17 protein-coding genes and 1 tRNA gene are annotated in these 24,790 nt (G+C 50.2%); 14 read left to right on the top strand and 4 right to left on the bottom strand.

The window, feature by feature from the left end; translation table 11 throughout:
• The first annotated feature begins 88 nt into the window (after window positions 1–88).
• Window positions 89–1,843 (top strand): hybrid sensor histidine kinase/response regulator, encoded by a 1,755-nt coding sequence (locus tag ACTS3T_RS03685; protein ID WP_377966612.1) that lies wholly within the window; start codon window positions 89–91, stop codon window positions 1,841–1,843.
• 21 nt (window positions 1,844–1,864) lie between these two features.
• Window positions 1,865–3,655 carry a GGDEF/EAL domain-containing response regulator gene (locus tag ACTS3T_RS03690; protein WP_377966610.1) on the top strand — a complete coding sequence of 597 codons (1,791 nt, stop codon included), beginning with the start codon at window positions 1,865–1,867 and terminating at the stop codon, window positions 3,653–3,655.
• 4 nt (window positions 3,656–3,659) lie between these two features.
• On the opposite strand, the gene ACTS3T_RS03695 is transcribed toward ACTS3T_RS03690, so the two are convergent.
• Both ACTS3T_RS03695 and ACTS3T_RS03700 read right to left on the bottom strand, forming a co-directional pair.
• Window positions 3,660–4,325, bottom strand: a complete 666-nt coding sequence (locus tag ACTS3T_RS03695; RefSeq protein ID WP_377966608.1) for a response regulator transcription factor — start codon at window positions 4,323–4,325, stop codon at window positions 3,660–3,662.
• Between the two features lie 259 nt (window positions 4,326–4,584).
• Window positions 4,585–6,171, bottom strand: a complete 1,587-nt coding sequence (locus ACTS3T_RS03700; protein WP_377966606.1) for a glucose-6-phosphate isomerase — start codon at window positions 6,169–6,171, stop codon at window positions 4,585–4,587.
• A gap of 453 nt (window positions 6,172–6,624) precedes the next feature.
• Here ACTS3T_RS03700 and glpX point away from each other — a divergent pair, with 453 nt between their 5' ends.
• The 5 genes from glpX (at window position 6,625) to ACTS3T_RS03725 (ending at window position 14,010) form a co-directional block, all read left to right on the top strand.
• Window positions 6,625–7,662, top strand: a complete 1,038-nt coding sequence (gene glpX, locus ACTS3T_RS03705) for a class II fructose-bisphosphatase (RefSeq protein WP_377964452.1) — start codon at window positions 6,625–6,627, stop codon at window positions 7,660–7,662.
• A gap of 338 nt (window positions 7,663–8,000) precedes the next feature.
• Entirely contained in the window at window positions 8,001–9,293 is a 1,293-nt protein-coding gene (locus tag ACTS3T_RS03710) for a glutamyl-tRNA reductase (protein ID WP_377964450.1), read from the top strand.
• Between the two features lie 184 nt (window positions 9,294–9,477).
• Entirely contained in the window at window positions 9,478–12,390 is a 2,913-nt protein-coding gene (locus ACTS3T_RS03715) for a zinc-dependent metalloprotease (protein ID WP_377964448.1), read from the top strand.
• 127 nt (window positions 12,391–12,517) lie between these two features.
• Window positions 12,518–13,318, top strand: a complete 801-nt coding sequence (locus ACTS3T_RS03720; protein WP_377964446.1) for a M15 family metallopeptidase — start codon at window positions 12,518–12,520, stop codon at window positions 13,316–13,318.
• A 50-nt stretch (window positions 13,319–13,368) separates the two neighbouring features.
• Window positions 13,369–14,010, top strand: a complete 642-nt coding sequence (locus tag ACTS3T_RS03725) for an ATP-dependent Zn protease (RefSeq protein ID WP_462934794.1) — start codon at window positions 13,369–13,371, stop codon at window positions 14,008–14,010.
• Window positions 14,011–14,019: 9 nt separating this feature from the next.
• Here the strand turns inward: ACTS3T_RS03725 and ACTS3T_RS03730 are convergent, their stop codons facing one another.
• Window positions 14,020–14,976 carry a diguanylate cyclase gene (locus ACTS3T_RS03730; protein ID WP_377964442.1) on the bottom strand — a complete coding sequence of 319 codons (957 nt, stop codon included), beginning with the start codon at window positions 14,974–14,976 and terminating at the stop codon, window positions 14,020–14,022.
• A gap of 567 nt (window positions 14,977–15,543) precedes the next feature.
• On the opposite strand from ACTS3T_RS03730, the gene alaS reads away from it, so the two are divergent.
• Both alaS and ACTS3T_RS03740 read left to right on the top strand, forming a co-directional pair.
• Window positions 15,544–18,204: an alanine--tRNA ligase gene (gene alaS, locus ACTS3T_RS03735; protein ID WP_377964440.1), complete on the top strand. Its 2,661-nt coding sequence runs from the start codon at window positions 15,544–15,546 to the stop codon at window positions 18,202–18,204.
• 368 nt (window positions 18,205–18,572) lie between these two features.
• Entirely contained in the window at window positions 18,573–20,360 is a 1,788-nt protein-coding gene (locus ACTS3T_RS03740; RefSeq protein ID WP_377964438.1) for a DMT family transporter, read from the top strand.
• A gap of 28 nt (window positions 20,361–20,388) precedes the next feature.
• On the opposite strand, the gene ACTS3T_RS03745 is transcribed toward ACTS3T_RS03740, so the two are convergent.
• A tRNA-Ser gene (locus ACTS3T_RS03745) sits at window positions 20,389–20,476 on the bottom strand.
• A 139-nt stretch (window positions 20,477–20,615) separates the two neighbouring features.
• Between ACTS3T_RS03745 and ACTS3T_RS03750 the strand changes: the two genes are divergently transcribed.
• The 5 genes from ACTS3T_RS03750 (at window position 20,616) to ACTS3T_RS03770 (ending at window position 24,763) form a co-directional block, all read left to right on the top strand.
• A complete protein-coding gene (locus ACTS3T_RS03750; RefSeq protein WP_377964436.1) occupies window positions 20,616–20,984 on the top strand; it encodes a 2Fe-2S iron-sulfur cluster-binding protein in 369 nt (122 codons plus the stop codon).
• A 103-nt stretch (window positions 20,985–21,087) separates the two neighbouring features.
• Window positions 21,088–21,630: a thermonuclease family protein gene (locus ACTS3T_RS03755; RefSeq protein WP_377964434.1), complete on the top strand. Its 543-nt coding sequence runs from the start codon at window positions 21,088–21,090 to the stop codon at window positions 21,628–21,630.
• A gap of 7 nt (window positions 21,631–21,637) precedes the next feature.
• A complete protein-coding gene (locus ACTS3T_RS03760; protein WP_377964464.1) occupies window positions 21,638–22,465 on the top strand; it encodes an inositol monophosphatase family protein in 828 nt (275 codons plus the stop codon).
• A 100-nt stretch (window positions 22,466–22,565) separates the two neighbouring features.
• A complete protein-coding gene (locus ACTS3T_RS03765; RefSeq protein ID WP_377964432.1) occupies window positions 22,566–23,522 on the top strand; it encodes a J domain-containing protein in 957 nt (318 codons plus the stop codon).
• The gene (locus ACTS3T_RS03770; RefSeq protein ID WP_377964430.1) at window positions 23,522–24,763 is read left to right on the top strand and encodes an ATP phosphoribosyltransferase regulatory subunit; all 1,242 of its coding nucleotides are present in this window, start codon (window positions 23,522–23,524) and stop codon (window positions 24,761–24,763) included. The genes ACTS3T_RS03765 and ACTS3T_RS03770 overlap by 1 nt, the downstream gene beginning before the upstream one ends.
• Window positions 24,764–24,790 lie beyond the last annotated feature (27 nt).

Consider the following 24,790-nt stretch of genomic DNA (forward strand, 5'->3'; position numbering starts at 1 on the left):
CTGACCTAGAAACCCTTTGGCTAAAACTAAGGGAATGCTTGTGCAGCTTGCGTTGAGCATAAGATAGTTTTGCTTTGATTTCTACCTGATGTTTACCTCTCTTATGCAAAGAGCCAAAGTTGGTGTGCTGCTGCTCAACGAAGCGGGACAAATTACTTTCGCCAATTCTGTCGCCACCCACTTACTGGATCTGCCGCAGGATGCTATCGGTCAGGTATTTGGCAGCCAGCAGCAGTTTGTCAATCAGCAGGGAGAGGTTTTAGCGTTTGAGCAACTGCCTACGCAGCAAGCCCTCACGACCGGGCAGGCGGTTTCTAATATGCTGTTGGGTCTCAATCTGACTGATCAACCATCACCGCGTTGGCTGCGGTTTGAAGTAGAATTACAAGTCAATTCTGGCGAGGCGATCGCCCTAGCGACTCAGCTTGTTTGTCTGTGCTGGGAAGTCGATTCACCCTTAGCTCAGGGGCTGCCAGACCTAGACGACGGCGCTATGCTGGCCTATATGGGGCATGAATTGCGGACACCGCTCAACGCAATTTTGGGGTTTACTCAGCTAATGCAGCGCGATCAAACGTTAGCCAGTAACCACCATGAGCTATTGAGTATCATTGAGCGCAGTGGCGAACAACTCCTCAATTTGATCAGCGACTTAGTCGAACTTGGTAAGATCAAGGCAGGGCAGGCTAGCTTAAACTATGCGCCGCTGAGTTTGCGCAATTTGCTGACAGGGCTTGAACAAATTTTGAGCCTCAAGGCAGAGGCTCAAGGGCTACCGCTACAGTTTGATTTGGCAGCAGAGGTTCCCACTTACGTTAAAGCTGACGAAGGTAAACTCCGTCAGAGCTTGCTCAGTTTACTGAGCAGTATTATTAGACTTTCTCAATCTGAACCGCTTCATATAGCCGTTGAATCGGTAGCCACCTCTGCTAGCGAGATGGTTTTGCGCTTACAGGTGTTTAGCTCGTCGGCGAATGTCGCTCAACTGCGATCGCATCTGCTCGAAGCCACTCAGCAGCAAAATCCCGATGGCTGGAATCTCAGATTGACCATTAGCCAAAAACTGATTCAAATGCTAGGCGGTACGCTGCGCATTGGGGCTGAAAGCGATTTAGTGGCAGTCTGTGAACTGCCCATATGGCTAACTGAACCCGAAGGATCAGACGCGCAAGCACAGACTCAAAACCAGATAGTTGGGCTAGCCTCAGATCAGCCAGCGTATCAAATTTTGGTGGTTGATGATGATCCTGTGAGCCGTTCTCTTATGGCTAGGATTTTAGGAGAGATTGGTTTTAAGGTGAAACAGGCTATTGACGGCCAGCAAGCGGTGCAGATCTGGCAACAGTGCCAGCCTGATCTCATTTTTATGGATATGCGTATGCCTAAAATGGATGGCTATGAAGCCACTCAGCAAATCAAAGCGCAAGCGCCCGCCTTGCCCATTCTGGTGCTGACCGCTAACCAGCTTACGGCAGAACAGATCCGAGCAGCTCAATGGACGGATCTGGTTTCTAAGCCAGTTCGCCGAGAAGTGCTACTAGGTAAGCTTCAGCAGCACTTGGGCTTACGCTATCTTTACGAAGCAGCCTCACGACCGCCTGAACAACCTGTTGCTTTGCCTTTAGAACTACAAATCGAAACCCTGCAACAAATGCCTCACGACTGGCTGCAAGCGGTTTATCAAGCTGCTGCCCAAGGCAGCGATCGCTTGATTTACAACCTGGTTCAACAGGTTCCTGCCGAGCAACTTGCCCTTTCAAAAGCAATAACCGCGCTTGCCGATGAGTTCCAGTTTGACCAAATTTTGAAATGTTTGCAGCGGGCAGGTCTAGACGCTGCTTAATCAATCCCAGAGAAAGAGTTTATGCAAAGTCCTCCCGCCACCAGCAGCAGTATCTTGATTGTGGATGATAATCCCGATAACCTGCGTCTGCTCTCTGAGGTTTTGACGCATGAAGGTTACGAAGTGCGTAAGGCAACCAGCGGCTCTATGGCGATTAAATCGGTACAGACACTCTTACCCGATTTGATTTTGCTAGATATTTTGATGCCGGAAATGAGCGGTTATGAGGTCTGTCAACAGCTCAAAACAAATCCAGTAACCGCTGCTGCCCCCATCATTTTTCTCAGTGCCCTCAACGACCCGTTTGACAAAGTAAAGGCCTTTAACGTAGGGGCTGCAGACTATATTGCGAAACCTTTTCAGTTTGAGGAGGTGATTGCCCGCGTCCGTCATCAGTTAGCGCTGCGAGCGGTTAACCACGAACTAGAAAGTCTCAACGTTGCGTTAGAAGAGCGAGTACAGGAGCGGACGCAACAGCTAGAACTTGCCAATGCTCAGCTTTTAGAGCTGGCTTTTCAAGACAAGCTCACAGGGTTGCCAAATCGCACTTTGTTTGTGCAACGGCTGGAAAAAAAGCTGTTCAAATCGCAAGCTTCAGAAAACTATGACTTTGCTGTCTTGTTTATAGACTGCGATCGCTTCAAAACCATCAACGACGCGCTCGGACACGACGCGGGTGACCAACTACTCAAAGACGTTGCCGAACGAATCAAACAGCTAATGCCAAAGCGCGATGTGCTGTCACGCTTTGGCGAAGACGAGTTTGCTCTTTTACTTGTCGATATTGCTAGTCAGCAGGCAGTATTGCAATTAGCAGACAAAATTCTGGCAGCCTTTGCCCAGCCCTTTAGCGTGCGAGAACGCGATATTTTTCTCAGCATTAGTATGGGCATTGTTTTAGGCGATGTTCATCATACCCAGCCTGAGCATTTGCTACGAGATGTCAATAAAGCTTTGCATCAAGCTAAACTTTCAGGGCAAGGGCGCTATCAGTTGTTTGAAACCAGTTCGCGAGACGAGAGTTTGCAATCTCTCAACTTAGAAACCGATTTGCGAACCGCAATTGAACAGCAGGCGATCGCGGTTTTGTATCAACCCATCATCAATTTACAAAATGGCCAAATTGCTGGATTAGAGGCTTTGGCTCACTGGCATCATCCCACGCAGGGCGCTATTCAGCCCGGTGTTTTTATCAGCCTAGCGGAAGAAACCGGGCTAATTTCAGAAATTGATTTTCTGGTGATGAAACAGGCGGCTCAACAGCTCCAAGCTTGGCAAAAGCAGCAGTTAGTTGATGCCGATTTGTCAGTAAGCCTGAATATTTCCCCTAAACATTTGGCTCAAAATACGCTGTTGCGCCAAGTAGATTACATCCTCGAAGAAACAAAACTTTCACCGCAAAATTTGAGAGTTGAAATTACCGAAAGCTCTATTGTTTTTGACACTGAATTTTCAATTTCAATGCTACAAGTGCTGCAAGAGCGGGGATTAAAACTGAGCTTAGATGATTTTGGCCGTAGCTATTCATCCCTTAGCGCTTTGCAAAGACTACCAGTTAATTTTCTCAAAATTGATCAATCCTTTGTTCAAGGCTTAGAAAATCAGCCCCTCGATGACAGTATTGCTGCTTTGATCGTAAATATTGCCCGCACAATGCATATGGAGGTTATTGCTGAAGGGATTGAAACTTCTCATCAACTGACTTTAGTAAGAGAGTTGGGTTGCAAACTGGGGCAGGGCTACTTTTTTTCTAAACCTCAAGCTGCGGAAGCAACTTTGGCTTTATTGCGAGAAAAACAGCAGTTTTTCTAAGTTTTTACTTAATTAAATGGTGATCTAAGGCAAAACGAACCAGTTCGGCTCGATTGCTCGTTTCAGTTTTGCGTAGCAAGCTACTGACGTATTTTTCGACGGTTCGAGGACTGAGAAAAAGGCGATCGCCGATTTGAGCATTAGATAACCCACCTGCTAGCAACACCAAAACATCTTGTTCGCGTGAAGTGAGTTCGGGGGATGAACCTCTCAGCGGTTCGGCGGTAACAGCGGCGTGGGCAAACTGTGATGGCACTGCCGCCATCTGTAGCTGTTGTAGCCAAGAATTTTGGATGATTTGAGTGCGCTCTAGTAAATTACGGACGACTGCGCCTAGTTCTTCTAATTCAAACGGCTTTGGCAAATAAACATCGCACCCCAATTGGTAACCACGAACCCGATCTTGGGTTTCATTGCGAGCCGTCAAAAAAACAACAGGTAGTAGACGAAAAGGAGGATGCTGGCGCAGTTGTTGAATCAGTTCATAGCCGTCAACCTGAGGCATGGCAATATCGGTAATGATCAGGTGAGGCTGTTGTTTTTCAACTAGCTTTAGCGCCTCGCGCCCATTACTAGCGACAATTACGGAATAACCCGATAGCCGCAAAAATTCTCCAATCGAGAGGCGAGTACCTTCTTCATCATCCACAACTAGAATGGTCAACGGCATAGGGATTGCAGGCTCAAGTCGCTACTTCTAGCGTAGGCGAAGTTTACAAGCGCTAGCAGACTAGGTGGCTTGAAGTTTAGGGAGAGATACATATTGTTGCGAAAGCTTACATTTTCTCTGCCCAATGACCCTGGTGTTTAATCAAACGCGAGAGCCTACCTTTAAAGTTCCCCGCCCAAAACTCAGTAAACCAGTGTTTTTTGGGCTAGATCCGGCGATCGCCTGCTTCCGTCGTTAGCCCGTGTTGGTGTGACTAGACTCAAAGCGCCGACAACCTGATTTCGCTGGGCAGACCGGGATCTCCCTGAATAACAACCTGTCGCTGGTTAGCGTGCAGGTGGCGCACAAGTTTGTAGACAGTTTCGATATCGTGAGTAGCCCCCATTTTTTCTGCCAAAGACTGAAGCGACAAAGGTTCTTCTGCGGCTTGAAGAATCTGAACCGCTTGCAACTGCAGTTCTAAAACACTAGCGGCTGCTTTCTTGCCCGCTTCAACGCCAGGTTGGTGGTAAGCATTAATGTTTACCAGCGATGCGTAAAGCCCGACTGCGCGTTCATAAAGCGCAATTAGCGCGCCGACGGTATGGGCATTGACTTGGGGAATGGTGAGCGTAATTGACTCGCGGCCATTGTCAAACAGCGCTTGCCGCGTGCCTTGCAAAAAACCAAACAGATAGTCGCCAGAGGTAATCCCTGGTTCAACCTGTACAGACTCACCCTGTCGGTCTTCTAAAACTTCAATGAAGGTGACAAAAAAGCTGGGTACCCCCTCACGCAGTTGCTGAACATAGGCATGTTGATCGGTAGATCCTTTGTTACCGTAAACGGCAATACCCTGGTAAACCACATTGCCGTCTAGATCTTTCTCTTTCCCCAAAGATTCCATCACTAGCTGCTGTAGGTAGCGGCTAAACAGCAGCAGGCTATCTTTGTAGGGCAAAATCACCATGTCTTTTTCGCCCTTGCCGTTGCCAGCGTGGTACCAAGCCAAAGCCAACAAGGCGGCTGGATTTTGGCTGAGTTCGGGAGTCCGCGTTACCCCGTCCATTTGCTTGGCACCGCCTAGAATTGAGCGAATGTCAATACCTTGAAGCGCCGCAGGTAATAAACCCACCGCTGAAAGCTCAGAAGTGCGGCCACCCACCCAATCATGCATGGGGAAGGTGGCTAGCCAGCCCTGACTGTGAGCCATTTTTTCTAGATTGCTGCTAGCGCCTGTGACGGCGATCGCATACTTTGAAAAGTCCAGTCCTTGGGCTTCATATCGATATTTTGTCTCGATCATGCCGTTGCGCGTTTCTTGCGTGCCGCCTGATTTAGAGGTCACGATTACCAGAGTGGTTGATAGACGCTCAGCTAACCGAGATAGCGTTCGATCGATGCCTTCGGGGTCGGTGTTATCGATGAAATGAACTTCTAACGGTGGAAAATCAGGGCCTAGGGCTTGAGCCACAAACTGAGGCCCTAAAGCAGAACCGCCGATGCCAATGGAAAGAATATCGGTAAATTTTTCGCGATCGGGAGGATGAATTACCCCAGTCCGCACTTTGCTAGAAAATTCTTCGATATAGACTAAGGTGTCAATGATGTCTTGGCGAATGATAGACGTAGGTGCCAGATCGGGATCTCTCAACCAATAATGGCCTACCATACGGTTTTCGTCAGGATTGGCGATCGCGCCTGCCTCTAGTGCAGCCATATCCTCAAAGGCTTTGTTAAAGCGTGGCTGCATCTGCTCCACAAATGCCTCATCAAAGCGCATACGGCTGATGTCGAGATAAAACCCCAATCCCGCATCGTAGAATAGCCAGTCTTGGTACCGTTGCCAGAGTGCGGCAGCATCCATAGTGATCTAAACCTATTGTTCTAAGACACTCAACAAGTAGTGTAATGGCTGCAGCTTAGGAAACAATGAGGCGATCGATGGAAAATCGCAACAGGATCTTTAGGATCGCTGGAGAGGGGGAGGTGGAGATGGGGGGAGGTGGAGAAGATGGGAGAGGGGGACGCGGAGACAGGGAGAGGGGGGAGGTGGAGAAGATGGGGGAGGTGGGGGAGGTGAGTGGGTGGGTTGAGGTTTGGAGTCGAAAGGAAACTCCTATCAAGTTTTAAGGAAAGTCCTATCAAAGTTTGAAGTCGAAAGGAAACTCCTATCCCATCCCCTCCTCTCCCCCATCTCCCCATCCCCTCCCCACTCACGCTCAAAACCTTCCTGCCGATCCCCCCTTCTGATAGACTTTTAGGTTGAGATCGGTCTATGAAAACCAACGCAGAATCGGCAGTTTAGAGGAGATATCCCGTGGAAAGTACCCTCGGTTTGGAAATTATTGAGGTTGTCGAACAGGCGGCGATCGCATCGGCTCGGTGGATGGGCAAAGGCGAGAAAGATACCGCTGACCAAGTGGCTGTAGAAGCTATGCGGGAGCGGATGAACAAGATTTATATGCGTGGCAAAATCGTCATTGGTGAGGGTGAGCGGGATGACGCGCCTATGCTCTACATCGGTGAAGAAGTAGGCATTTGTACTCAGCCTGATGCCAAAGAGTACTGCAATCCTGATGAACTCATTGAAATTGATATTGCGGTTGACCCGTGCGAAGGGACTAACCTGGTTGCTTATGGCCAAAATGGGTCAATGGCAGTTCTGGCTATTTCTGAGAAAGGTGGGCTATTTGCAGCGCCTGATTTCTACATGAAGAAGCTAGCTGCTCCCCCCCAGGCGAAGGGCAAAGTAGATATTAACAAGTCTGCTACCGAAAACCTCAAAATCTTGGCTGAATGCCTCGATCGCGGCATTGATGAGCTAGTGGTTGTGGTCATGAAGCGCGATCGCCACACTGACTTGATCAAAGAAATTCGCGAGGCTGGCGCTCGGGTTCGGCTGATCTCAGATGGTGATGTCTCGGCAGCTCTGTCGTGTGCTTTCTCTGGAACTAATATTCACGCGCTGATGGGGATTGGAGCAGCTCCAGAAGGGGTGATCTCGGCAGCGGCTATGCGTTGCTTGGGTGGCCACTTCCAAGGGCAGCTTATCTACGATCCGGCTATTGTCAAAACTGGACTGATTGGCGAAAGCAAAGAAGCAAACCTGAAGCGTTTATCCGATATGGGCATCACTGATCCTGACAAGGTTTATGATGCGAACGAATTGGCTTCTGGCGAAACGGTGCTGTTTGCTGCTTGCGGCATTACCCCTGGCGACCTGATGGAGGGCGTACGCTTCTTCCATGGGGGAGCACGTACTCAATCTTTGGTTATTTCCAATCAATCTATGACGGCTCGGTTTGTCGATACCATTCATATGGTTGAGGCACCCAAAACCCTGCAGTTGCGCTAGGTCAGTTAGCGTTTAGGCAGGGCTGATAGTTCTTGTCCAACGTTCGCTGCTGCCAACCCCTTAAGATGGGAATAGAACGACGCAGCAATGGCTCCCTGGTGGTGTCTAGAGTCGTGCTATTCCCATTTGCCTTTGTAAGAGAAAATTCTATTTGATGGACTTTTGTTGAGTTTTCTTGAGTTACAGTCAGTTTCTTCATAAGTTCAAAAATGCTGGTTTAGTTTGGGCTTCAAGGATTTTTGTCCTGCTCGAACGCTCCGGCTTTTATAAAGCCGAGTTTTAGTCTTAGCTGCGATCGCCCATTGGGCAGTGTGGATAACAAATCTTTGGGAGGAAGAATGAATATTGCCGTTGTCGGCCTCAGTCACAAAACAGCGCCTGTCGAAGTTCGTGAAAAGCTCAGTATTCCAACGCCCCAGACCGCTGATGCGATCGCTCAACTTTGTAGCTACCCTCATATCGAAGAAGTTTGCATCCTAAGCACCTGCAACCGCTTAGAGTTGCACCTGGTGATTAGCGATACCGAGCAAGGCATTCGCGAAGTCAGTCAGTTTTTGGCTGATTATGGCCAGGTACCGCTATCAGAACTGCGGCGGCACTTGTTCATCCTGCTGCATCAAGACGCCGTTATGCACCTGATGCGGGTGGCGGCTGGCCTTGACAGCTTGGTGTTAGGAGAAGGCCAGATTTTGTCACAGGTGAAGCATGCGCATCAATTAGGCCAGCAGCACAAAGGGGTTGGTCGGGTGCTCAGCCGTTTGTTTAAGCAAGCGATTAGCGCGGGCAAGCGGGTACGCACTGAAACCAGTATTGGCACTGGGGCTGTTTCGATTAGCTCGGCGGCAGCAGAACTCGCCTGCATGAAAGTGGGAGATTTGGCTCCCTGCCGTATCGTCATTTTAGGCGCGGGCAAAATGGCTCGCCTTTTGGTGCAGCACCTCATCTCTAAGCGAGCGACGCAAATTACCATCCTCAACCGCTCAATTGAACGAGCCAATTCGTTAGCCGCCCAGTTTGACCAAAGCCCGATTCAAACGGGTACGCTCGATACCATGCTAGAGGTGATTCTAGACGCAGAACTGGTATTCACCTGTACCGCAGCAACAGAACCGCTGATTGCCCGTGACCATTTAGAGGCAAGCTTACTTGCCCCGCGATCGCTGATGCTATTTGACATTGCTGTGCCACGCAACGTTCACAGCAACGTCAATGAACTAAGTAACGTGCAGGCTTTTAACGTTGATGACCTCAAAGCCGTTGTCGCCCAAAATCAAGAAAGCCGTCGCCAAATGGCACTTGAAGCAGAGGCGCTATTAGAAGAAGAAATTGAAGCTTTTGTAGACTGGTGGCGATCGCTCGATACCGTTTCAACGATTAGCAGCCTGCGTAGCAAAGTTGAAGGTATTCGCGAACAAGAACTCGAAAAAGCGCTCTCTCGCCTTGGGTCTGAATTCACTGATAAGCACCAGGCCGTTATTGAAGCGTTGACGCGAGGTATCGTCAACAAAATTCTGCACGATCCTATGGTGCAACTTCGTGCCCAGCGCGATATTGAAGCTCGCCGCCAAGCAATGCAAACTTTACAGGTGCTATTTAACCTAGAAGCGGCTTCGAGCGAAAAATATAGCTAGTCCGGCTAGCAAAAATAGGTAAAACTTTGAGGCGGTTTGTTGGCATTTTGACGAACAAATCGCCTTGAATGTGAGGTACTTAAATTTTGCATTTTGCTGCAGGCGACCTTTTTTTTCAGCGCTGACAAGCTAAATTAAGACTGATGTTCTCACAAATAGCAGCCTTAGAGACGGAGCCAGTTGAGTGATCAGAGCAGCGTGGAAATCAACGGCTTGGATGCGCCTGGGATGGAATAGCTTTCGTACATCAGTTCAAATTTTGCTATGGCTAACTGCTACGGCTGTTGCTGCCGAAACCACGGCCATTGCTGCATCGACGCCCTCTCTGGCTGCAGTCTCTAGTGGCAGGGGTGGGCTGATGCTGGAGCAATCGGCTGTCGCTAAAGAAGCCGATAGCGATTCAGCGGCCAGTAACAATCGACCAAACGGTCTGCAACCTTTCGAGACCACTGTTCGAAATCTGGAAAAAATAGAGGGTCTTTTTACCCTCTACCGAAATGCTGAAAAAGGAACGCTTTATCTGGCCTTATCGCCCCAACAGTTGAACCACAACTATTTGCTGGTTGCCACTTTAGACTCAGGTATTGGTGAAGCCGGACTATTTAGTAGCTGGCCACTCAATGACGCTTTAATTCAGTTTAGACGCGCTCCTAATAACAAGCTTCACCTGGTTGTTCCCAATATTAATTTTCGCCACCCGCCTGATCAACCAGGGGGGCAAGCCCTGTTAGAGCGTTCCTACAGCGACTCCATTCTGGCTGCTTTAAACATCATTAGCATTGAGCCGGAAACGAATGTAATGCTGGTCGATTTAGGCAGTCTGCTGCTAAACAACGATCCGGCCAATATCTTGGCGGCTTTGAGCTGGGGACTGGGTGGCTACAGCCTCAACACCAGCACTTCCTATGTCGATCAGGTGCAGAACTTTCCTTCTAACCTGGAAATTGAGTCGGTTTTGGGCTTTTCAGGCGGCGGCGACAGCTTTTTGTTTTCGGGGTTTGCCAGTATTCCGGATGCTCGTGGATTTAGTCTGCGGGTGCGCTATAGCTGGTCAGACTTGCCAACAAACAATGGCTATCAGCCCCGTTTGGCGGATGAGCGGGTGGGCTATTTTGTCACAGCCTACCAAACGCCTCTAGATAACCGCCGTCAAGACCCCTTCGTGCGTTATATCCAGCGCTGGCATCTAGAAAAGCAAGACCCAACAGCCCAGCTCTCGCCGCCTCGCGAACCGATTGTTTTTTGGATTGAAAATACAGTACCTGAGGATTACCGAGCGGCTATTCGCGAAGGCATTTTGATGTGGAATGCGGCTTTTGAAAAAATAGGTTTTCAAAATGCGATCGAAGTGCGGCAAATGCCAGTTGATGCTGATTGGGATCCGGCAGATATTCGCTACAACACCATTCGCTGGTCAGATTCGTTTCAGCCCTGGGCGGAAGCTCTTGGCCCTGTTCGTGTGAATCCGCTAACGGGTGAAATTTTAGATGCCGATATTATCATTGATGCCAATGTCATTCGCCATTTAACGGGAAGCTATCGGACGTTAGCCAGCAACCTTGATGCCAGCGAACAGTTTTATGGACAGCTCTGTGGGCACCGCTATCAAAGCTATTTAGCGCAGTGGATGCTATCTCAAGCTAACCACTCATTGCCCCAGCTACTAGAGAATCCTCGTCAGCTAGCAGTTGTGCCTGAGGCTTTGCAGCGACAGCTTCGTCAGCGCTGCGTGGGATTGGCAACTGCCCAACAAACTGCGTTTGGGGCTTTGGCGTTGGCAACGCTGCAGCTAGGATCGACCGATCGCTTAGATCTAGATACCTACATTTATCAATATTTGCGGGCACTCACAGCTCATGAGGTGGGGCATACGCTGGGGTTGCGGCACAATTTTCGGGGCAGCTTGATGCTATCACCTGCCGAACTGCACGATCCCAGCATCACCCGATCGCGCGGTTTGGTGAGTTCTTTGATGGACTACTTTCCGATCAACTTAGCTCCACCGGGTATGCCTCAAGGCGACTATTTCCCAATGCGGCTAGGGCCTTATGATGAGTGGGCCATTGAGTATGGCTATAAACCGATTGAGGCGATTCATCCCCAGTTAGAACAGCAGGCGCTTCGAGCGATCGCCAGCCGCATCAACCAGCCTGAACTAACCTATGGCACTGATGAAGACGCCTTCACGCTGCTAGATCCAGAAACTAATGCTTTTGATCTCAGCAATGATCCGCTACAGTATGCCCAATGGCAAATGCAAAATGCCCAGGCTGTTTGGCAGCGTCTAGAAAATGGATATTTGCTGCCTGATGAGAGCTATAGCGTGCTGCGCGATCGCTTTGAAACGGTCTTTAACTACTACTTCAACCAAGCGCTTACCGTATCTAATTATGTTGGCGGTCAGCGGTTCAATCGCCAATATCCCGGCGATGTGGATGGCCGTTTGCCGTTTGAGCCAATTGCCCTCGAAAAACAACAAGCGGCGCTAGAGACTTTACAAACCTATGTGTTTGCGGCAGATGCCTTTAATTTTTCGCCTCAGTTGCTCAACCAGCTAGCCCCCGATCGGTGGTATCACTGGGGTAGCTATGGGCTGGTGGCTCCGCTTGACTATCCCATCTACGACCGGATTTCTTTGTTGCAAGGCATCGTTTTAGTAGACTTGCTTTCGGCGAACCGTCTGTCCCGCATTCAGGAATTAGAATTAAAAGCCAACTCAGCAGAAGTCTTAACGGTGTCTGATCTGTTTGCCAGCCTACAGCAAGGTATTTGGCGCGAACTCGAAGCTGACTCGGTAGAAATAGGGTTGCTCCGTCGAGGCTTGCAGCGACACTATCTTAATATCTTGAGTGGTATGGTGTTGCGTAGCTATAGCCAACCCACAACTTTTTTGGAACTGATTACCGTTGTAGAAACGATGTCGGCTCCTGAAGATGCCCGCGTGATTGCCCGGTATCAGCTCAGGCAGTTAGCGCGCCAGATTGATCAAGTGCTGAGGAAACAAGGCCGTGACCTAGACGTGACAACGCTGGCTCACTTAGAAGATAGTCGTGAACGTATTCAGCAAATTCTTAATGCTCAGCGGGTGGCGCAGTAAGTGTGCGATCTGAAGTGACGTTTGCTCCATGATTGAATCGGTCTGGATTCAAACTAAAATCAAGTCGTTAATGGGTCTTTTTTCGTCAAGGGGCTATGATCGGTCTGGTTGACTAACACTGATTGCTATGGATGACATTCCAGAGGCGCTAAGGGAGAACTCAATGAGCGATCGCAGCGATCGCTCGTTGAATGCTCGCTGGTTTTGGCTGGGGATCGGCACTATGATTGCGATTGGCTTAGGGGCTTTGACCGCTTGGCAAACGGCTTCTTTGAGCCAATCGAATGTCAATGGCACAGTCACTCAAATTGATCCGGCTACTGGAGATGCGGCTAGGGTGTTAGCCCCGGATGCAACGACGTCTGACGCGGCGGCTACAGCCGAGCAAGTCGCGACCGTATTGGGGCACCGAGCTTATCAGGAAGTGCCGCGCGATCGCCTCACCAACGTTGTCGCTGACGGCAGCATCAAACTCCATAAGTCTGCTGCCGCCAAATTTTTAGACATGCAAGCGCAAGCGCGATCGGAAGGTATTTATCTGCGTCCGGTTTCGGGCTTTAGATCTTTTGAAGATCAAGACTACTTATTTTTTCAAGTCAAAGCTGATCGAACGCAGACAGCATCGGTTCGCGCTGAGGTGAGTGCGCCGCCTGGTTACAGCGAACACCACACAGGTTATGCCATTGACATTGCCGATGGTTCCCGACCTGAAACCGATCTCGAAGTGGCCTTCGAGAACACATCGGCCTTTCGCTGGTTGCAAAAAAACGCAGCCCGCTATGACTTTGAACTTTCCTTTCCCAAAGACAATGCTCAAGGCATTAGTTACGAACCCTGGCATTGGCGCTATGTAGGCGATCGCGATAGCCTAGAAACATTCTACAAACAAGAGGCGACTCCTGAGCCGACAGCAGCACCTACCCCCTAATGCGACAAACCACGCTCAATCTTCTGGCTATCAGTGTTTTTGTGATTACAATGGCGAGCCTTTTAGGGCCACTTTTGCAAGTGTCGCCGCTGGTTCCGGCGACCCTAACGGTTGGTTTATTAGGGCTGGTCACTTTTGATCAGCTAGGTTTGGGCGGGCGTCTAGGCGCTATCGTCGTTGACGGTCTCGATCGCACCTCTTCTACCTACCGAGAACGCATCTTGCACCACGAAGCTGGTCATTTTTTGGTGGCTCACCTGCTCGATATCCCGGTGGTTGATTACACCCTTAGCCCTTGGGAAACCTGGCGAAAAGGGTTACCGGGTCTAGGCGGCGTTATTTTTGACACGCAGCCTCTAGAACAAACGCTGGCCCAAGGACAGATTTCAGCTCTGGCCTTAAACCACTTTTGTATGGTCTGGATGGCGGGAATTGCGGCTGAGCAAATTGTTTATGGCTCAGCGATTGGTGGGGATGACGATCGCCAAAAGCTGCGTTCGATGTGCGGCAGCCTGCAGCTAGCCCCCACCCAAACAGCGATGCGAGAGCGCTGGTCACTTCTGCAAGCCAAATCTTTAATTCAGCAGCATCAGACTACCTACTCGGCTCTAATCCAGGCGATGGCTGAACGTCAACCCATGGCGGACTGTCGGCAATTGCTCCAGTCTACGACCGATACCCTATCTCTCTGAGGCGATCGCTTAGCTACTAACAATTTGATTACGACCGGCTGATTTAGCTTTCAGCAGGTTCTGATCGGCTCGCTGTAGCAGTTCCATACCTGATTCTGCTTCGTCGCGGCGTAAGCTAGCCACTCCAATGCTGACGGTGAGCGCTAAAGCTAGCGTTTGATTGACCCTGAAAGGATGCTGACAGATGAGCTGGCAAAGTCTTTGGGCAATCTGAGTGGCTTCTGCCTTGCCCGTGTTAGCCAGAACGATGACAAACTCTTCTCCCCCGTAGCGATAGGGCGTGTCATCAAAGCGCATATTGTGTTTTAAGCGCTCTGCCAGTAGACGCAGCACCTCATCTCCAACCAAGTGCCCATGAGTATCGTTGACGACTTTGAAATAGTCAATATCAATCATCATCAGGCTCAGATCGGCTGCCTTTTCCTGGGCGCTTTTAATTTGCCGAGGCAGTTCCCAGTCAAAAGCGCGGCGATTGCTGATTTGAGTGAGCGAATCGGAAAGGGCAATGGCAGAAAGCAAATTGTTCTCTTGAGAGAGATCGCGGTGCATTTTAGACTGCCGCAAACCTGCTTCAATGTGAGCTTTTAACAGCCGTTCTCCCTCGCTATGGGTCGCTGTGGCGCTAGCCGCCGACAGCCAGAGATAGGCATTCGCTCCTGCTTCTAAAGCGGCAATCGTGCTGCTAATAGGCACCGTCGCCGTTGGCACCGAAGCGGGCTGATGCTCCAATAAGATGCAGTAAATCCAGCCCAGTTGTCCTGCTTGCTTTAACTGGCGACAAAGTTCCCAACTCAGCGGCTGTGTGGCCTCTAGCAGCAAGACATCTGGAGGAGAACTGTAGATTAGTGTCTCGGCTTCACCATAGCTCTGGGCAGTGTTGATTTCTGCCTCCGTCAGTGGGCGAATCCGCTCTAGCGTTTTGTCAGAGAAAGGGCGATCGCCCACTAAAAGCAAGACTGCGGTCATGCGCGCATCAAAAGGCTAATAAAATCATCACACAACAGGCCAGCTTATACAGGCGACAAAAATAGCCTAAAGCTAACAAAGAAGCTCCGCAAAAGCAGCTTTTCGAAGCTAAGAAAGACCATGAGCCGATTGATTGCTGCACTCTAATAGCCCAAGCAATCGGCGAAGAAATTCCCCTGGCTGGAGATTTCTAGACAGCACGGCAGGATTGAGGTCTCAGCGTCTACACTTAGAGGTGAGTCCTGACAATAGGCCAACAGGCTAAAGTGCAACAGGTAAGTACTGGGGGCGGGCAGAAGGCCGCTTCCTTGTCTTCAAGGTCAGATTCCCTGGCTCCGGAATCCTACGGTACTGGTTTAAGTAGAATCAAGACAACTGAGAAAATGCCAATATTTTCAGGACTAAACTATTTGGCGATCGCCCGCTTACTTTAAGCCAGTCTGCCCAGCCTGCTTTGAGTTAAATCTATATCCTTAAATATCTGATTGAGGCGCTTGCCTTTAGCTTGAGCTTTCTAGGGGATATCGTTCAGAATAGAAATCTAAAAAATTACATCCAAAGCTGTTCATGCCTGTTTCTCGCTCCCAGTCTCAACCTCATATGCTAAGCGGTGCAGAGATTCGTCAAAAGTTTCTGTCTTTTTATGCAGACCGTGGACACAAGGTACTGCCTAGCGCTTCGTTAATTCCTGAAGACCCAACGGTTTTACTGACGATCGCGGGCATGTTGCCGTTTAAACCCATTTTTTTAGGGCAGCGACAGGCCGATTATGAACGCGCCACCTCAGCTCAAAAATGTATTCGCACCAACGACATCGAAAATGTCGGTCGTACGGCGCGACACCACACTTTTTTTGAAATGCTGGGCAACTTCAGCTTTGGTGATTACTTTAAAGAACAGGCGATCGCTTGGGCTTGGGAACTTTCGACTCAGGTTTTTGGTTTATCGCCTCACCAGGTAGTCGTCAGCGTTTTTGAAGAGGATGACGAAGCGTTTGCTATCTGGCGCGATCAAATAGGCATTGCAGCCCATCGCATTATTCGGATGGGAGCCGCAGATAATTTTTGGGCAGCGGGGCCAACGGGGCCATGTGGGCCGTGTTCTGAGCTGTACTATGACTTTTATCCAGAGCAAGGAGATGAGGCGATTGATCTAGAAGATGACAGTCGCTTTATCGAGTTCTACAACCTGGTGTTTATGCAGTACAACCGGGATAGCGAAGGAACTTTAACACCCTTGCAGAATCAAAACATTGATACAGGGTTGGGTCTAGAGCGCATGGCCCAGATTCTGCAAAAAAAGCCCAATAACTACGAAACCGACCTGATTTTTCCCATTATTCAAGCCGCCGCCGCGATCGCTGATCTTGACTATACCCAGGCTGATGAATCGGCTCAGGTATCGCTGAAGGTAATTGGGGATCATGTGCGGGCAGTTACGCATCTAATTGCAGATGGGGTAAAAGCCTCCAACGAAGAACGCGGCTATGTGCTGCGACGTCTGATTCGCCGCGTTGTCCGTCATGGCAGACTGCTCGGCATTGAGCAACCTTTTACCGTGAAAGTTGCCGAAGCGGCGATTGACCTGATGGCAGCAGCTTATCCCAACCTCAAAGAGCGGGAAGTCGCTATTAAAGCCGAACTAGAGCGCGAAGAAAAGCGTTTCCTCGAAACCCTCGATCGCGGCGAGAAGCTCTTGGCTGAGACGATTGCTCAAGCAATGGCCACCCAGCAGTCGCAAATATCTGGCGCAGATGCTTTCATTCTTTACGATACCTATGGCTTTCCAGTCGAGCTAACCGAAGAAATTGCTGCCGAGCAGGGGCTTGGCGTTGATTTGGCCAGCTATCAAGCTGAGATGGCTCAGCAAAAGGCGCGATCGCGGGCGGCGCATGAAACGATTGATCTAACGGTTCAAGGCAGTCTAGATAAGCTGGCTGAGCATGTTCACTCAACTGAGTTTTTGGGCTATAGTGCCTCAGCGGCTGAAACCCAGGTTGAGGCGGTTCTGGTTGCTGGTAAGGCGGTTGAGCAGGCCAAAACGGGGACTATGGTACAGGTGGTGCTGTCTCAAACGCCGTTTTATGCGGAGTCTGGCGGGCAAATTGGCGATCGCGGCTACCTCTCAGGCGACAATTTGCTGATCCGCGTTGAAGATGTCAAAAAAGAAGGTGATATTTTTGTCCACTTTGGCCGGGTTGAGCGGGGGCAAGTTGGCATCGGCGATCGCGTCTCAGCTCAGATTGATCGTGCTTGTCGTCGTCGTGCCCAGGCCAACCACACCGCCACTCATCTGCTACAAGCAGCGCTGAAAAAAATTGTAGATAGCTCCATTTCTCAAGCAGGCTCATTAGTCGATTTTGATCGCCTCCGCTTTGACTTCAACTGTCCACGGGCGCTCACGGCTGAAGACTTACAGCAAATAGAAGAACAGGTCAATACCTGGATTGCCGAAGGCCATCAAGCGGATGTAGTGATTTTGCCGATTGATGACGCCAAAGCCAGGGGAGCCGTCGCCATGTTTGGCGAAAAATATGGCGACGAAGTGCGCGTTATCGATTTTCCTGGGGTTTCGATGGAGCTGTGTGGCGGTACCCATGTGAGCAACACCGCTGAAATTGGCGCTTTTAAGATTACTTCTGAATCTGGCATTTCTGCTGGCGTGCGCCGGATTGAGGCAGTTGCGGGGCCAGCAGTACTCGACTACTTGAACCTGCGAGATCAGGTGGTGCGAGAACTCAGCGATCGCTTCAAAGCTAAACCCGAAGAACTACCTGAACGCATTGCTAACCTTCAAGCTGAGCTAAAGTCGGCTCACAAAGCGATTGACACCCTCAAATCAGAATTGGCTCAGGCAAAGTCAGCCCAACTGGTGAGTGATGCCAAATCTTTGGGCGACTTCAAAGTTCTCGTTTCTGCCCTAGAAGGGGTGGATGCTGAAGCTTTGAAAGGGGCTGCCGAGCGACTGCTGCAAAAGTTGGGTGAAGGGGCGGTTGTGTTGGGTTCTGTCCCTGAAGCCGATAAAGTGAGCTTGGTAGCAGCCTTTAGTCCGGCTGTGGTCAAAAAAGGACTCCAGGCTGGTAAATTCATTGGCGCTATTGCTAAGCTTTGCGGCGGCGGCGGCGGCGGGCGACCTAACCTAGCTCAAGCGGGAGGACGTCAGCCAGAAAAACTAGAAGAAGCCTTGGCGATCGCTTCTCAACAGTTGCTAGAAGCCCTAGCCCCCTAATCCGTAAACTTTTGCGACCAAACGGGCAAATGGGTCGCTTTTGGGTACGTTGTCCCATACAGTCAGGGGCAACTGCCAAGCGTGTAGAGAAGCGATCGCGCTTTTGAGCCAATCGGCCTGATTGCTAAAGACTGAGGGCAGCAGGCAGAAGGAAAGCTTCTCTGTCAGCGGCTTTCAGCGATTGCGGTGTCTCAGTGCTTGTGGCTACAGTTATAACTGAATCAATGCTTAAGTTGGAACCTGTGAGATTTAGTGAGATTTTTAGGAAGTTTTTGCGCAAAATAACAACAATAGTCTGTGGAACTTTCTAGGTCAGCCGATTTAGAAAGCTTGGTTTAGTGGACGAACTTTTTCGGAATTCTATACCCATGGGGCAGCGAGACGATCTACCAAATCAACCGGAAGCGTCTACTCAAGATCCGGCAGCTATCCTTAGGGAACTGCGGCAAGATTTAGATCGGTTTCAACAACAGTTCTCTGGGCAGCTTTTGCAGGATATTGACCAATTGCAAGCCCGCAAGTCTAGGTTGATGCAGGACATTGAGGATCTAGAAGCTGATTATGAAGCTCTACAAGCGGACTATCAGGCTTTACAGACCCATCAAGAAGTGGCGCTTTCTAAACAACAGCAAGCCCAGCAGCAAGTTTGGGCTAAGCGTTTAGCGCAAGCGCTGGCCAGCCACCTGCAAACTCAGCTTTCGCAGACTGTCTACACGGCTGCGCTCGAATCGCGCGATCGCGACTTGCCGACCGCCGTTTCGCCTGATGCTTACCGCTCAACTCACAACATTCATCAATTACTCACTTCGCTCGACTCAAGTTTAAGCAGCACCCTGCAGTCGCTACAGCAAGATCTCAACAGTTATCAAAGCGGACTGAATCGCCAGATCAGTCGCATGCACTCGCTGGAAAAACAGGGAGAAGTGATTTTAGAAGCCCTGGTAGGGCGGCTCAACCAAAAGCTACAGCAGCAAATTAACCACCTACAAGCTTCTGCCGCTGAAGGGTACGGGCAGGCTGCGGCTGACAACTTAGATTGGTCAGCAAAGCCAGTAAACGGCAGTTCACAGCGGCATCAAGACTTTCCCCTGTCTCCTCGCCAGCTTTCTCGCTTTCAAAAGGGGCTAGCGCTCATTTTTATGTCTACGCTAGCGCTGTCCTTCCACAACGTTTTAGTCAAGATTATTGGGGGCGGAGCGCGGTTATTTAACTGGCTACCGATTGACCAAATACTACCGCTGAATGTCCCCAATGCGTTGTTGCTGCTGTTTTTGCGTATGCTGGTCGTGCTGCCGCTGATGGGGCTAATTGCCCAGCAGCTTTATCCGCCTGTGTGGCAGGAATTGAGCCAGTTTTTATCAGGACGCGATCGCCGGGCGGTTTTTCAAGTGATCGGCAGCGGTTTCTTTTTGTTCACTTCTCAAATCTTGATTTACAAGTCAATTCCTGAAATTGGTCCTGGTGTAGCGGTAACGCTGCTCTTTATGTATCCGCTCATTACGGTGCCTTTGGCTTGGTTTTTGTTTGGCGATCGCCCGACTGCCCTGCGAGGAATGGTCATGGTTGCGATCGCGATGGGAATTTGCATGGTGTCTTGGCCAACCATCAATAGCTATGTATTGGCTGGGGGAAGCATTTCACCGTGGGGCATAGGAGCCGCCCTGCTTTCGAGCGTTGCCTTCGCCCTCTATCTCATTTCAATGCAGATCAGCTTTCGTAAACTGCATCCGGTGCCCGTGACGCTAATGCAATTTACAACGATTTTGGTGTTGACCGGGGTAGTGGTGGCGATACTGTCAGTCTCTCAGGCGTTAGGTTTTGCAGTGTTAGGAGCCCGTCTAGAACCGCCGACCCAAGCTTCTGCTTTGGCGATCGCTGTTTTGCTGCTAGGTGTTTTAACGCTGGTGGGCTATTTGTTCAACAACTATGGCGTTCGCTTGATGGGCGCTGCTAAAGCCTCTATCGTTGCTTCAAGCGGGCCAGTGGTCACCGCTGTGCTAGCTGCTGTCATTACCCCTGGTATTCAAACCCATTTACAGCTGATTGAATGGGTGGGGATTTTGCTGGTGACGCTAGGCGTAGCGGCGCTCAGCTTCGAACGTATGGCTGTTAAACAGAAGCCAGTCGCTCCCACCCTGGCCGCCAGAACTCGCTAGCCTGGTAAATTAAAGAAATTGATTAAAACGGAGAGGGAGGGATTCGAACCCTCGTTACCCGGTTAGGATAAACAGCATTTCCAGTGCTGCGCCTTCAACCACTCGGCCACCTCTCCAAAGGTGCAATATTTTATTTTCCGCACTGAATCGATATCGTATCAGAAATTCAGCCCTGCCGCACAGAAAATCTCAGATTTACACTTCGCCGACCGCTATGATCGAAGCGTGTTGTTGAGGTTGACCTGATTGTAATTCATGACTGATTTTTATACTGTTCGTGTTCATCATCGTCAAAAAGGGACTGATTACACCCTAAAAGTGCCTGATAACCGCTACATTTTGCAGACTGCCGAAAATCAGGGCGCTGATTTGCCTTTTGCCTGCCGTAACGGTGCTTGCACAAGCTGCGCAGTGCGTATTTTGTCGGGTGAGGTGCATCAACCAGAAGCCATGGGTCTTTCGCCTGATTTGCGGCAGCAAGGCTATGCTCTACTTTGTGTTAGCTATGCTCGCTCTGATTTAGAGGTTGAAACCCAAGACGAAGACGAAGTTTACGAACTGCAGTTTGGCCGCTACTTTGGTAAAGGGAAGGTTCGCTTTGGCCTGCCCCTAGATGAGGATTAGTGTTTTTGCTGGCGATTGGGTTTTAAGCCCAAGCTAAATTAGCCTGATTGCGCCCAAACAGAACTCATTTCTGGTTTTGAGATTTTGATTTTGAGCTAAGCCGATGTTGCGATCGCGCCTTTGGGGCTTTCTTTTGGTTTGTTTGTTCAGCGGCTATCTGGGCGGCTGCCAAGGGATAACCCCTCCCTTAGAAAACAGTTACCAGAGCCAAGTAGATTATGTAGTCAGTGGCCAAGCGATCGCTTTAACCACTCCGATTGGGTCTGATCCGGCGATTGATCAAATTCGGCTAGCAGGCATTCAAGCGCCTGATTTAGAACAAACTCCTTGGGGAGAAGCCGCCCGCCAACGCCTACAAGAACTGGTGGAAAAAGCTGCGGTTCGTTTAGAGCTAACCAGCCTTGAACCAGATGCCTATCAGCGCCTTTGGGCCTATGTCTGGCGCGATCGCCAGTTGATTAACCAGCAGTTGGTCAATGAAGGCTATGTACTTGTAGACTTAGACAGCTTAGCCCATTCTCCCTATGAGCAATCCTTCAGACGGGCGCAAGAACGTGCCCGCTTGGTCGGAGTGGGTATTTGGCAGCCTGATCAGCCTCTGCGGCTAACGCCAACAGAATTTCGCCAACAGCAATCTCATCCCTAGTGCAATGATGACGCCAACAGAACGACAGCGCCTACTAGAAATTGCCACAGAGGCCGCTTTGGCAGGTGGAGCAGTGCTACAGCACTATTGGGGACGGCTGAAGCAGGTAGAAGAAAAAGGCCGCGCCGATAACCTTGTCACTGAAGCTGATAAAGCGGCTGAAGTAGAAGTATTGGCTGTGCTACAGCGCCACGTCCCGGAACATGCCATCTTAGCCGAAGAATCAGGAGCCAGAGGCAGGGCTGAAAGCGACTACCTGTGGGCTATTGATCCGCTAGACGGCACCACCAACTATGCCCATCAGTATCCTTTTTCGGCGGTATCGGTTGGCCTCCTTTTTCAAGGTCAACCCGTAGTCGGGGCTATTTTTGATCCTTTTCACAAAGAGTTATTTAGAGCTGCTCAAGGCTTAGGCGCTACACGCGATCGCCAACCCATTCACGTTTCAGACACAACTGATTTAGCCAGGAGTCTGTTAGTAACTGGATTTGCCTACGATCGCCGCGAAACCGCAGACAACAATTACGCTGAGTTTTGCCACTTCACCCATTTGAGCCAGGGGGTTCGACGCGGTGGTGCTGCCTCTTTAGATTTGGCTTACGTGGCCTGTGGGCGTTTGGATGGCTACTGGGAGCGGGGCTTGTCTCCCTGGGATTTAGCCGCTGGGGTTGTTTTAGTCAAAGAAGCGGGCGGAAAAGTCACTGCTTATGACCAAAGCCCCTTTGATATTTTCTCCGGTCGAATTTTGGCAACCAACGGTCATTTACACGACTCGATGAGTCAGGAACTCAACCGGATCAAGCCCCTCTCTCAGTTTGCACCCGTACCCAGCTAAACCAAGTACCCACAAGAGTCTGGTGCAAACTGAAGAACCGAGGATACACTGAGATTATTAAGCTGGACTCACTCAGCCAAGGGATTATCGCTAACAGCCTATGAAGATTGACAAAGGGCTTTTTCAATTAGATTTCACCGATCACCATGCCGTTTTGGGGCTACCTGTAGATGCAGATGCTAAGCAGGTACGTAAGCGCTATCTCAAAATTGCGCGTAAGCTACACCCCGATAGCTTTGCCAGTGCTAGTGAAATTGAGAAGAAACAGGCTAGCGAATTTCTTTCTAAGCTAGTGAACCCAGCTTATGAAAAACTGAGCCAGGAAAAAGAATTCACTGAGTACAACATTGTGCTACAGCTCAAAGGTCAGCAGCTCAAACAGCAACCTGATACCTGGCAAGTAGACGGTGCTGCTGCCCGCCAAATGCTGACCAGCAGCAACATTGAGCAACTCTATACAACTAGCCTCAAGTCTTTAGCAGAACAACAATACGAGACTTTAGAAGCAACGCTTGAGCTAATCGGCCAACTTAGCGAATTGAACCTGGTTTACCTGATGCGCAAAGCCGCAGAAGGTCAGCCAGCTACCCGACCTCAGGCTTCTTCGCAGGCAGCGTCAGCAACTTCGCAGTCGCCTGCTTCGAGCCAATCCACTCAAACCCCGGCGACTCCTACAACCCCTCGGCGGCGGCAAAACGTCATTGAGAGTTACCTCAACCGCGCCAAAGAATTTGAAGACAAGCAAGACTATAACCGAGCTATTTTGGAACTGCGCGAAGCCCTACAGTCACACCCTAAAAATGCACGCTGCCACCACCAGCTAGCTGGGGTTTATATGCGTAAAGGGCAGCCTAAAATGGCTAAAATTCATTTAGCCAAAGTAGTTGAGTTAAGTCCTGAGAGCGATTTGGGCAAAAGTGCGCAGCGGCGCTTAGATAACCTTGAACCTAAATCAATCAGTGGTCGCCAAGAGGGCAGCAAAGGCAGTGAGCGCCAGCAACCTGCTAGCAAAACGCGCGGTGGACTCTTTGGATTGTTTGGTGGAAAGAAAAACTAATGGTTTATCAAACCCCCTCTGGGGCGCGGGATCTTCTACCGCTAGACGTGATTCAAAAGCTCAGTATTGAGCAGCAACTAGATCAGGTTTTTCAGCGCTGGGGGTATCACCGTATTATCACTTCGACGGTTGAACATCTCAGCACTTTGATGGCGGGTGGCGCGATTAATCAATCAACGGTGATTGAGCTGCAAAGTCCCCATTCAGAGCCGCTGGGGTTACGACCTGAGCTAACGGCTTCGATCGCACGAGCGGCGGTAACGCGGATGGCCGATATGACGCATCCGCAGCGGCTCTACTACAACGCCAATGTTTTTCGTCACGCAGACAAAGGCAGTCATGGCGGCCAGCAAGAATATTATCAAGCTGGCGTAGAACTGCTGGGAACCGGGGGTAATCTGGCAGATGCAGAAGTTTTGCTGTTGTTGGCAGACTGCCTCAGTAGCTTGAATCTCCATGCTTGGCATGTTGTGTTAGGAGATGCTGGCTTAACGCAGTCTATGCTCATGCCTTTTCCGGCCAGTGTGCGGCAGCAAGTGCGGCAGGCGATCGCCCAACTTGATCGGGTTGCCATTGAAACTTTGCCCTTGAGTGCAGAACTACGGCAGCGCGCCCTGTTTTTATTAGACCTGCGCGGCAAACCAGAGGATGTACTGCAAGCTGTTTCGCAGCTATCCTTAACTGCCGAGCAGCAAGAAACGGTGATGGCGCTGAAGTCGCTGATAGCCGTTTTGCAAGAAACGGCTCAGACGGCTGAAGGTAAGGCGGCGGCTATTCCTTCTTTGGTGCTAGACCTGAGCTTGCTAAAGCCGTTTGATTATTACACAGGCATTGTCTTTGAAGTTGTTGGCGATACTGAATTAGGCCGTCAAGTAATTGGCCAGGGGGGGCGTTACGACAACCTGTTGGGCGTCTTTCATCCGGAAAAGCGTTCTTATCCGGGAATTGGGTTTTCGCTCAATATCGAAGCGCTACAGCAGGTACTTGCGGCTCGGCGTCAATTGCCCCAAGAATTACCTGCGGCTGACTGGCTGGTGGTGCCAACAGCCCCTCAAGCCGCCGCCGCCGCCTTTGCCCATGCCCAAAAGATCCGAGCGGCAACCAATTTGGTGCGAGTAGAAGTTCACTTGGCTGAACCGACTGCGCCTGAAGTCATTCGAGACTTAGCGCGATCGCGGCAGATTAGCCGGATTGCTTGGATTCCGGTATCTGGTTTGCCGGAAATCGAAGCACTCAATTAGGCTGGTAGGGTAGATTAATCTAAATTA

This window comes from Almyronema sp. (assembly GCF_052168255.1).
In the GTDB taxonomy this organism is placed as follows: Bacteria; Cyanobacteriota; Cyanobacteriia; order Phormidesmidales; family Phormidesmidaceae; genus Sphaerothrix; species Sphaerothrix epifaneia.

Excerpts from the sequence above, each read along its gene's own strand:
- ACTS3T_RS03690 (WP_377966610.1), top strand. The coding sequence starts at position 1,865 with ATGCAAAGTCCTCCCGCCACCAGCAGCAGTATCTTGATTGTGGATGAT.
- ACTS3T_RS03700 (WP_377966606.1), bottom strand. The coding sequence starts at position 6,171 with ATGGATGCTGCCGCACTCTGGCAACGGTACCAAGACTGGCTATTCTAC.
- ACTS3T_RS03720 (WP_377964446.1), top strand. The coding sequence starts at position 12,518 with ATGGATGACATTCCAGAGGCGCTAAGGGAGAACTCAATGAGCGATCGC.
- ACTS3T_RS03710 (WP_377964450.1), top strand. The coding sequence starts at position 8,001 with ATGAATATTGCCGTTGTCGGCCTCAGTCACAAAACAGCGCCTGTCGAA.
- ACTS3T_RS03750 (WP_377964436.1), top strand. The coding sequence starts at position 20,616 with ATGACTGATTTTTATACTGTTCGTGTTCATCATCGTCAAAAAGGGACT.
- alaS (WP_377964440.1), top strand. The coding sequence starts at position 15,544 with ATGCCTGTTTCTCGCTCCCAGTCTCAACCTCATATGCTAAGCGGTGCA.
- ACTS3T_RS03760 (WP_377964464.1), top strand. The coding sequence starts at position 21,638 with ATGACGCCAACAGAACGACAGCGCCTACTAGAAATTGCCACAGAGGCC.
- ACTS3T_RS03730 (WP_377964442.1), bottom strand. The coding sequence starts at position 14,976 with ATGACCGCAGTCTTGCTTTTAGTGGGCGATCGCCCTTTCTCTGACAAA.
- ACTS3T_RS03685 (WP_377966612.1), top strand. The coding sequence starts at position 89 with ATGTTTACCTCTCTTATGCAAAGAGCCAAAGTTGGTGTGCTGCTGCTC.
- ACTS3T_RS03695 (WP_377966608.1), bottom strand. The coding sequence starts at position 4,325 with ATGCCGTTGACCATTCTAGTTGTGGATGATGAAGAAGGTACTCGCCTC.
- ACTS3T_RS03770 (WP_377964430.1), top strand. The coding sequence starts at position 23,522 with ATGGTTTATCAAACCCCCTCTGGGGCGCGGGATCTTCTACCGCTAGAC.
- ACTS3T_RS03725 (WP_462934794.1), top strand. The coding sequence starts at position 13,369 with ATGGCGAGCCTTTTAGGGCCACTTTTGCAAGTGTCGCCGCTGGTTCCG.
- ACTS3T_RS03755 (WP_377964434.1), top strand. The coding sequence starts at position 21,088 with ATGTTGCGATCGCGCCTTTGGGGCTTTCTTTTGGTTTGTTTGTTCAGC.
- ACTS3T_RS03740 (WP_377964438.1), top strand. The coding sequence starts at position 18,573 with ATGGGGCAGCGAGACGATCTACCAAATCAACCGGAAGCGTCTACTCAA.
- ACTS3T_RS03765 (WP_377964432.1), top strand. The coding sequence starts at position 22,566 with ATGAAGATTGACAAAGGGCTTTTTCAATTAGATTTCACCGATCACCAT.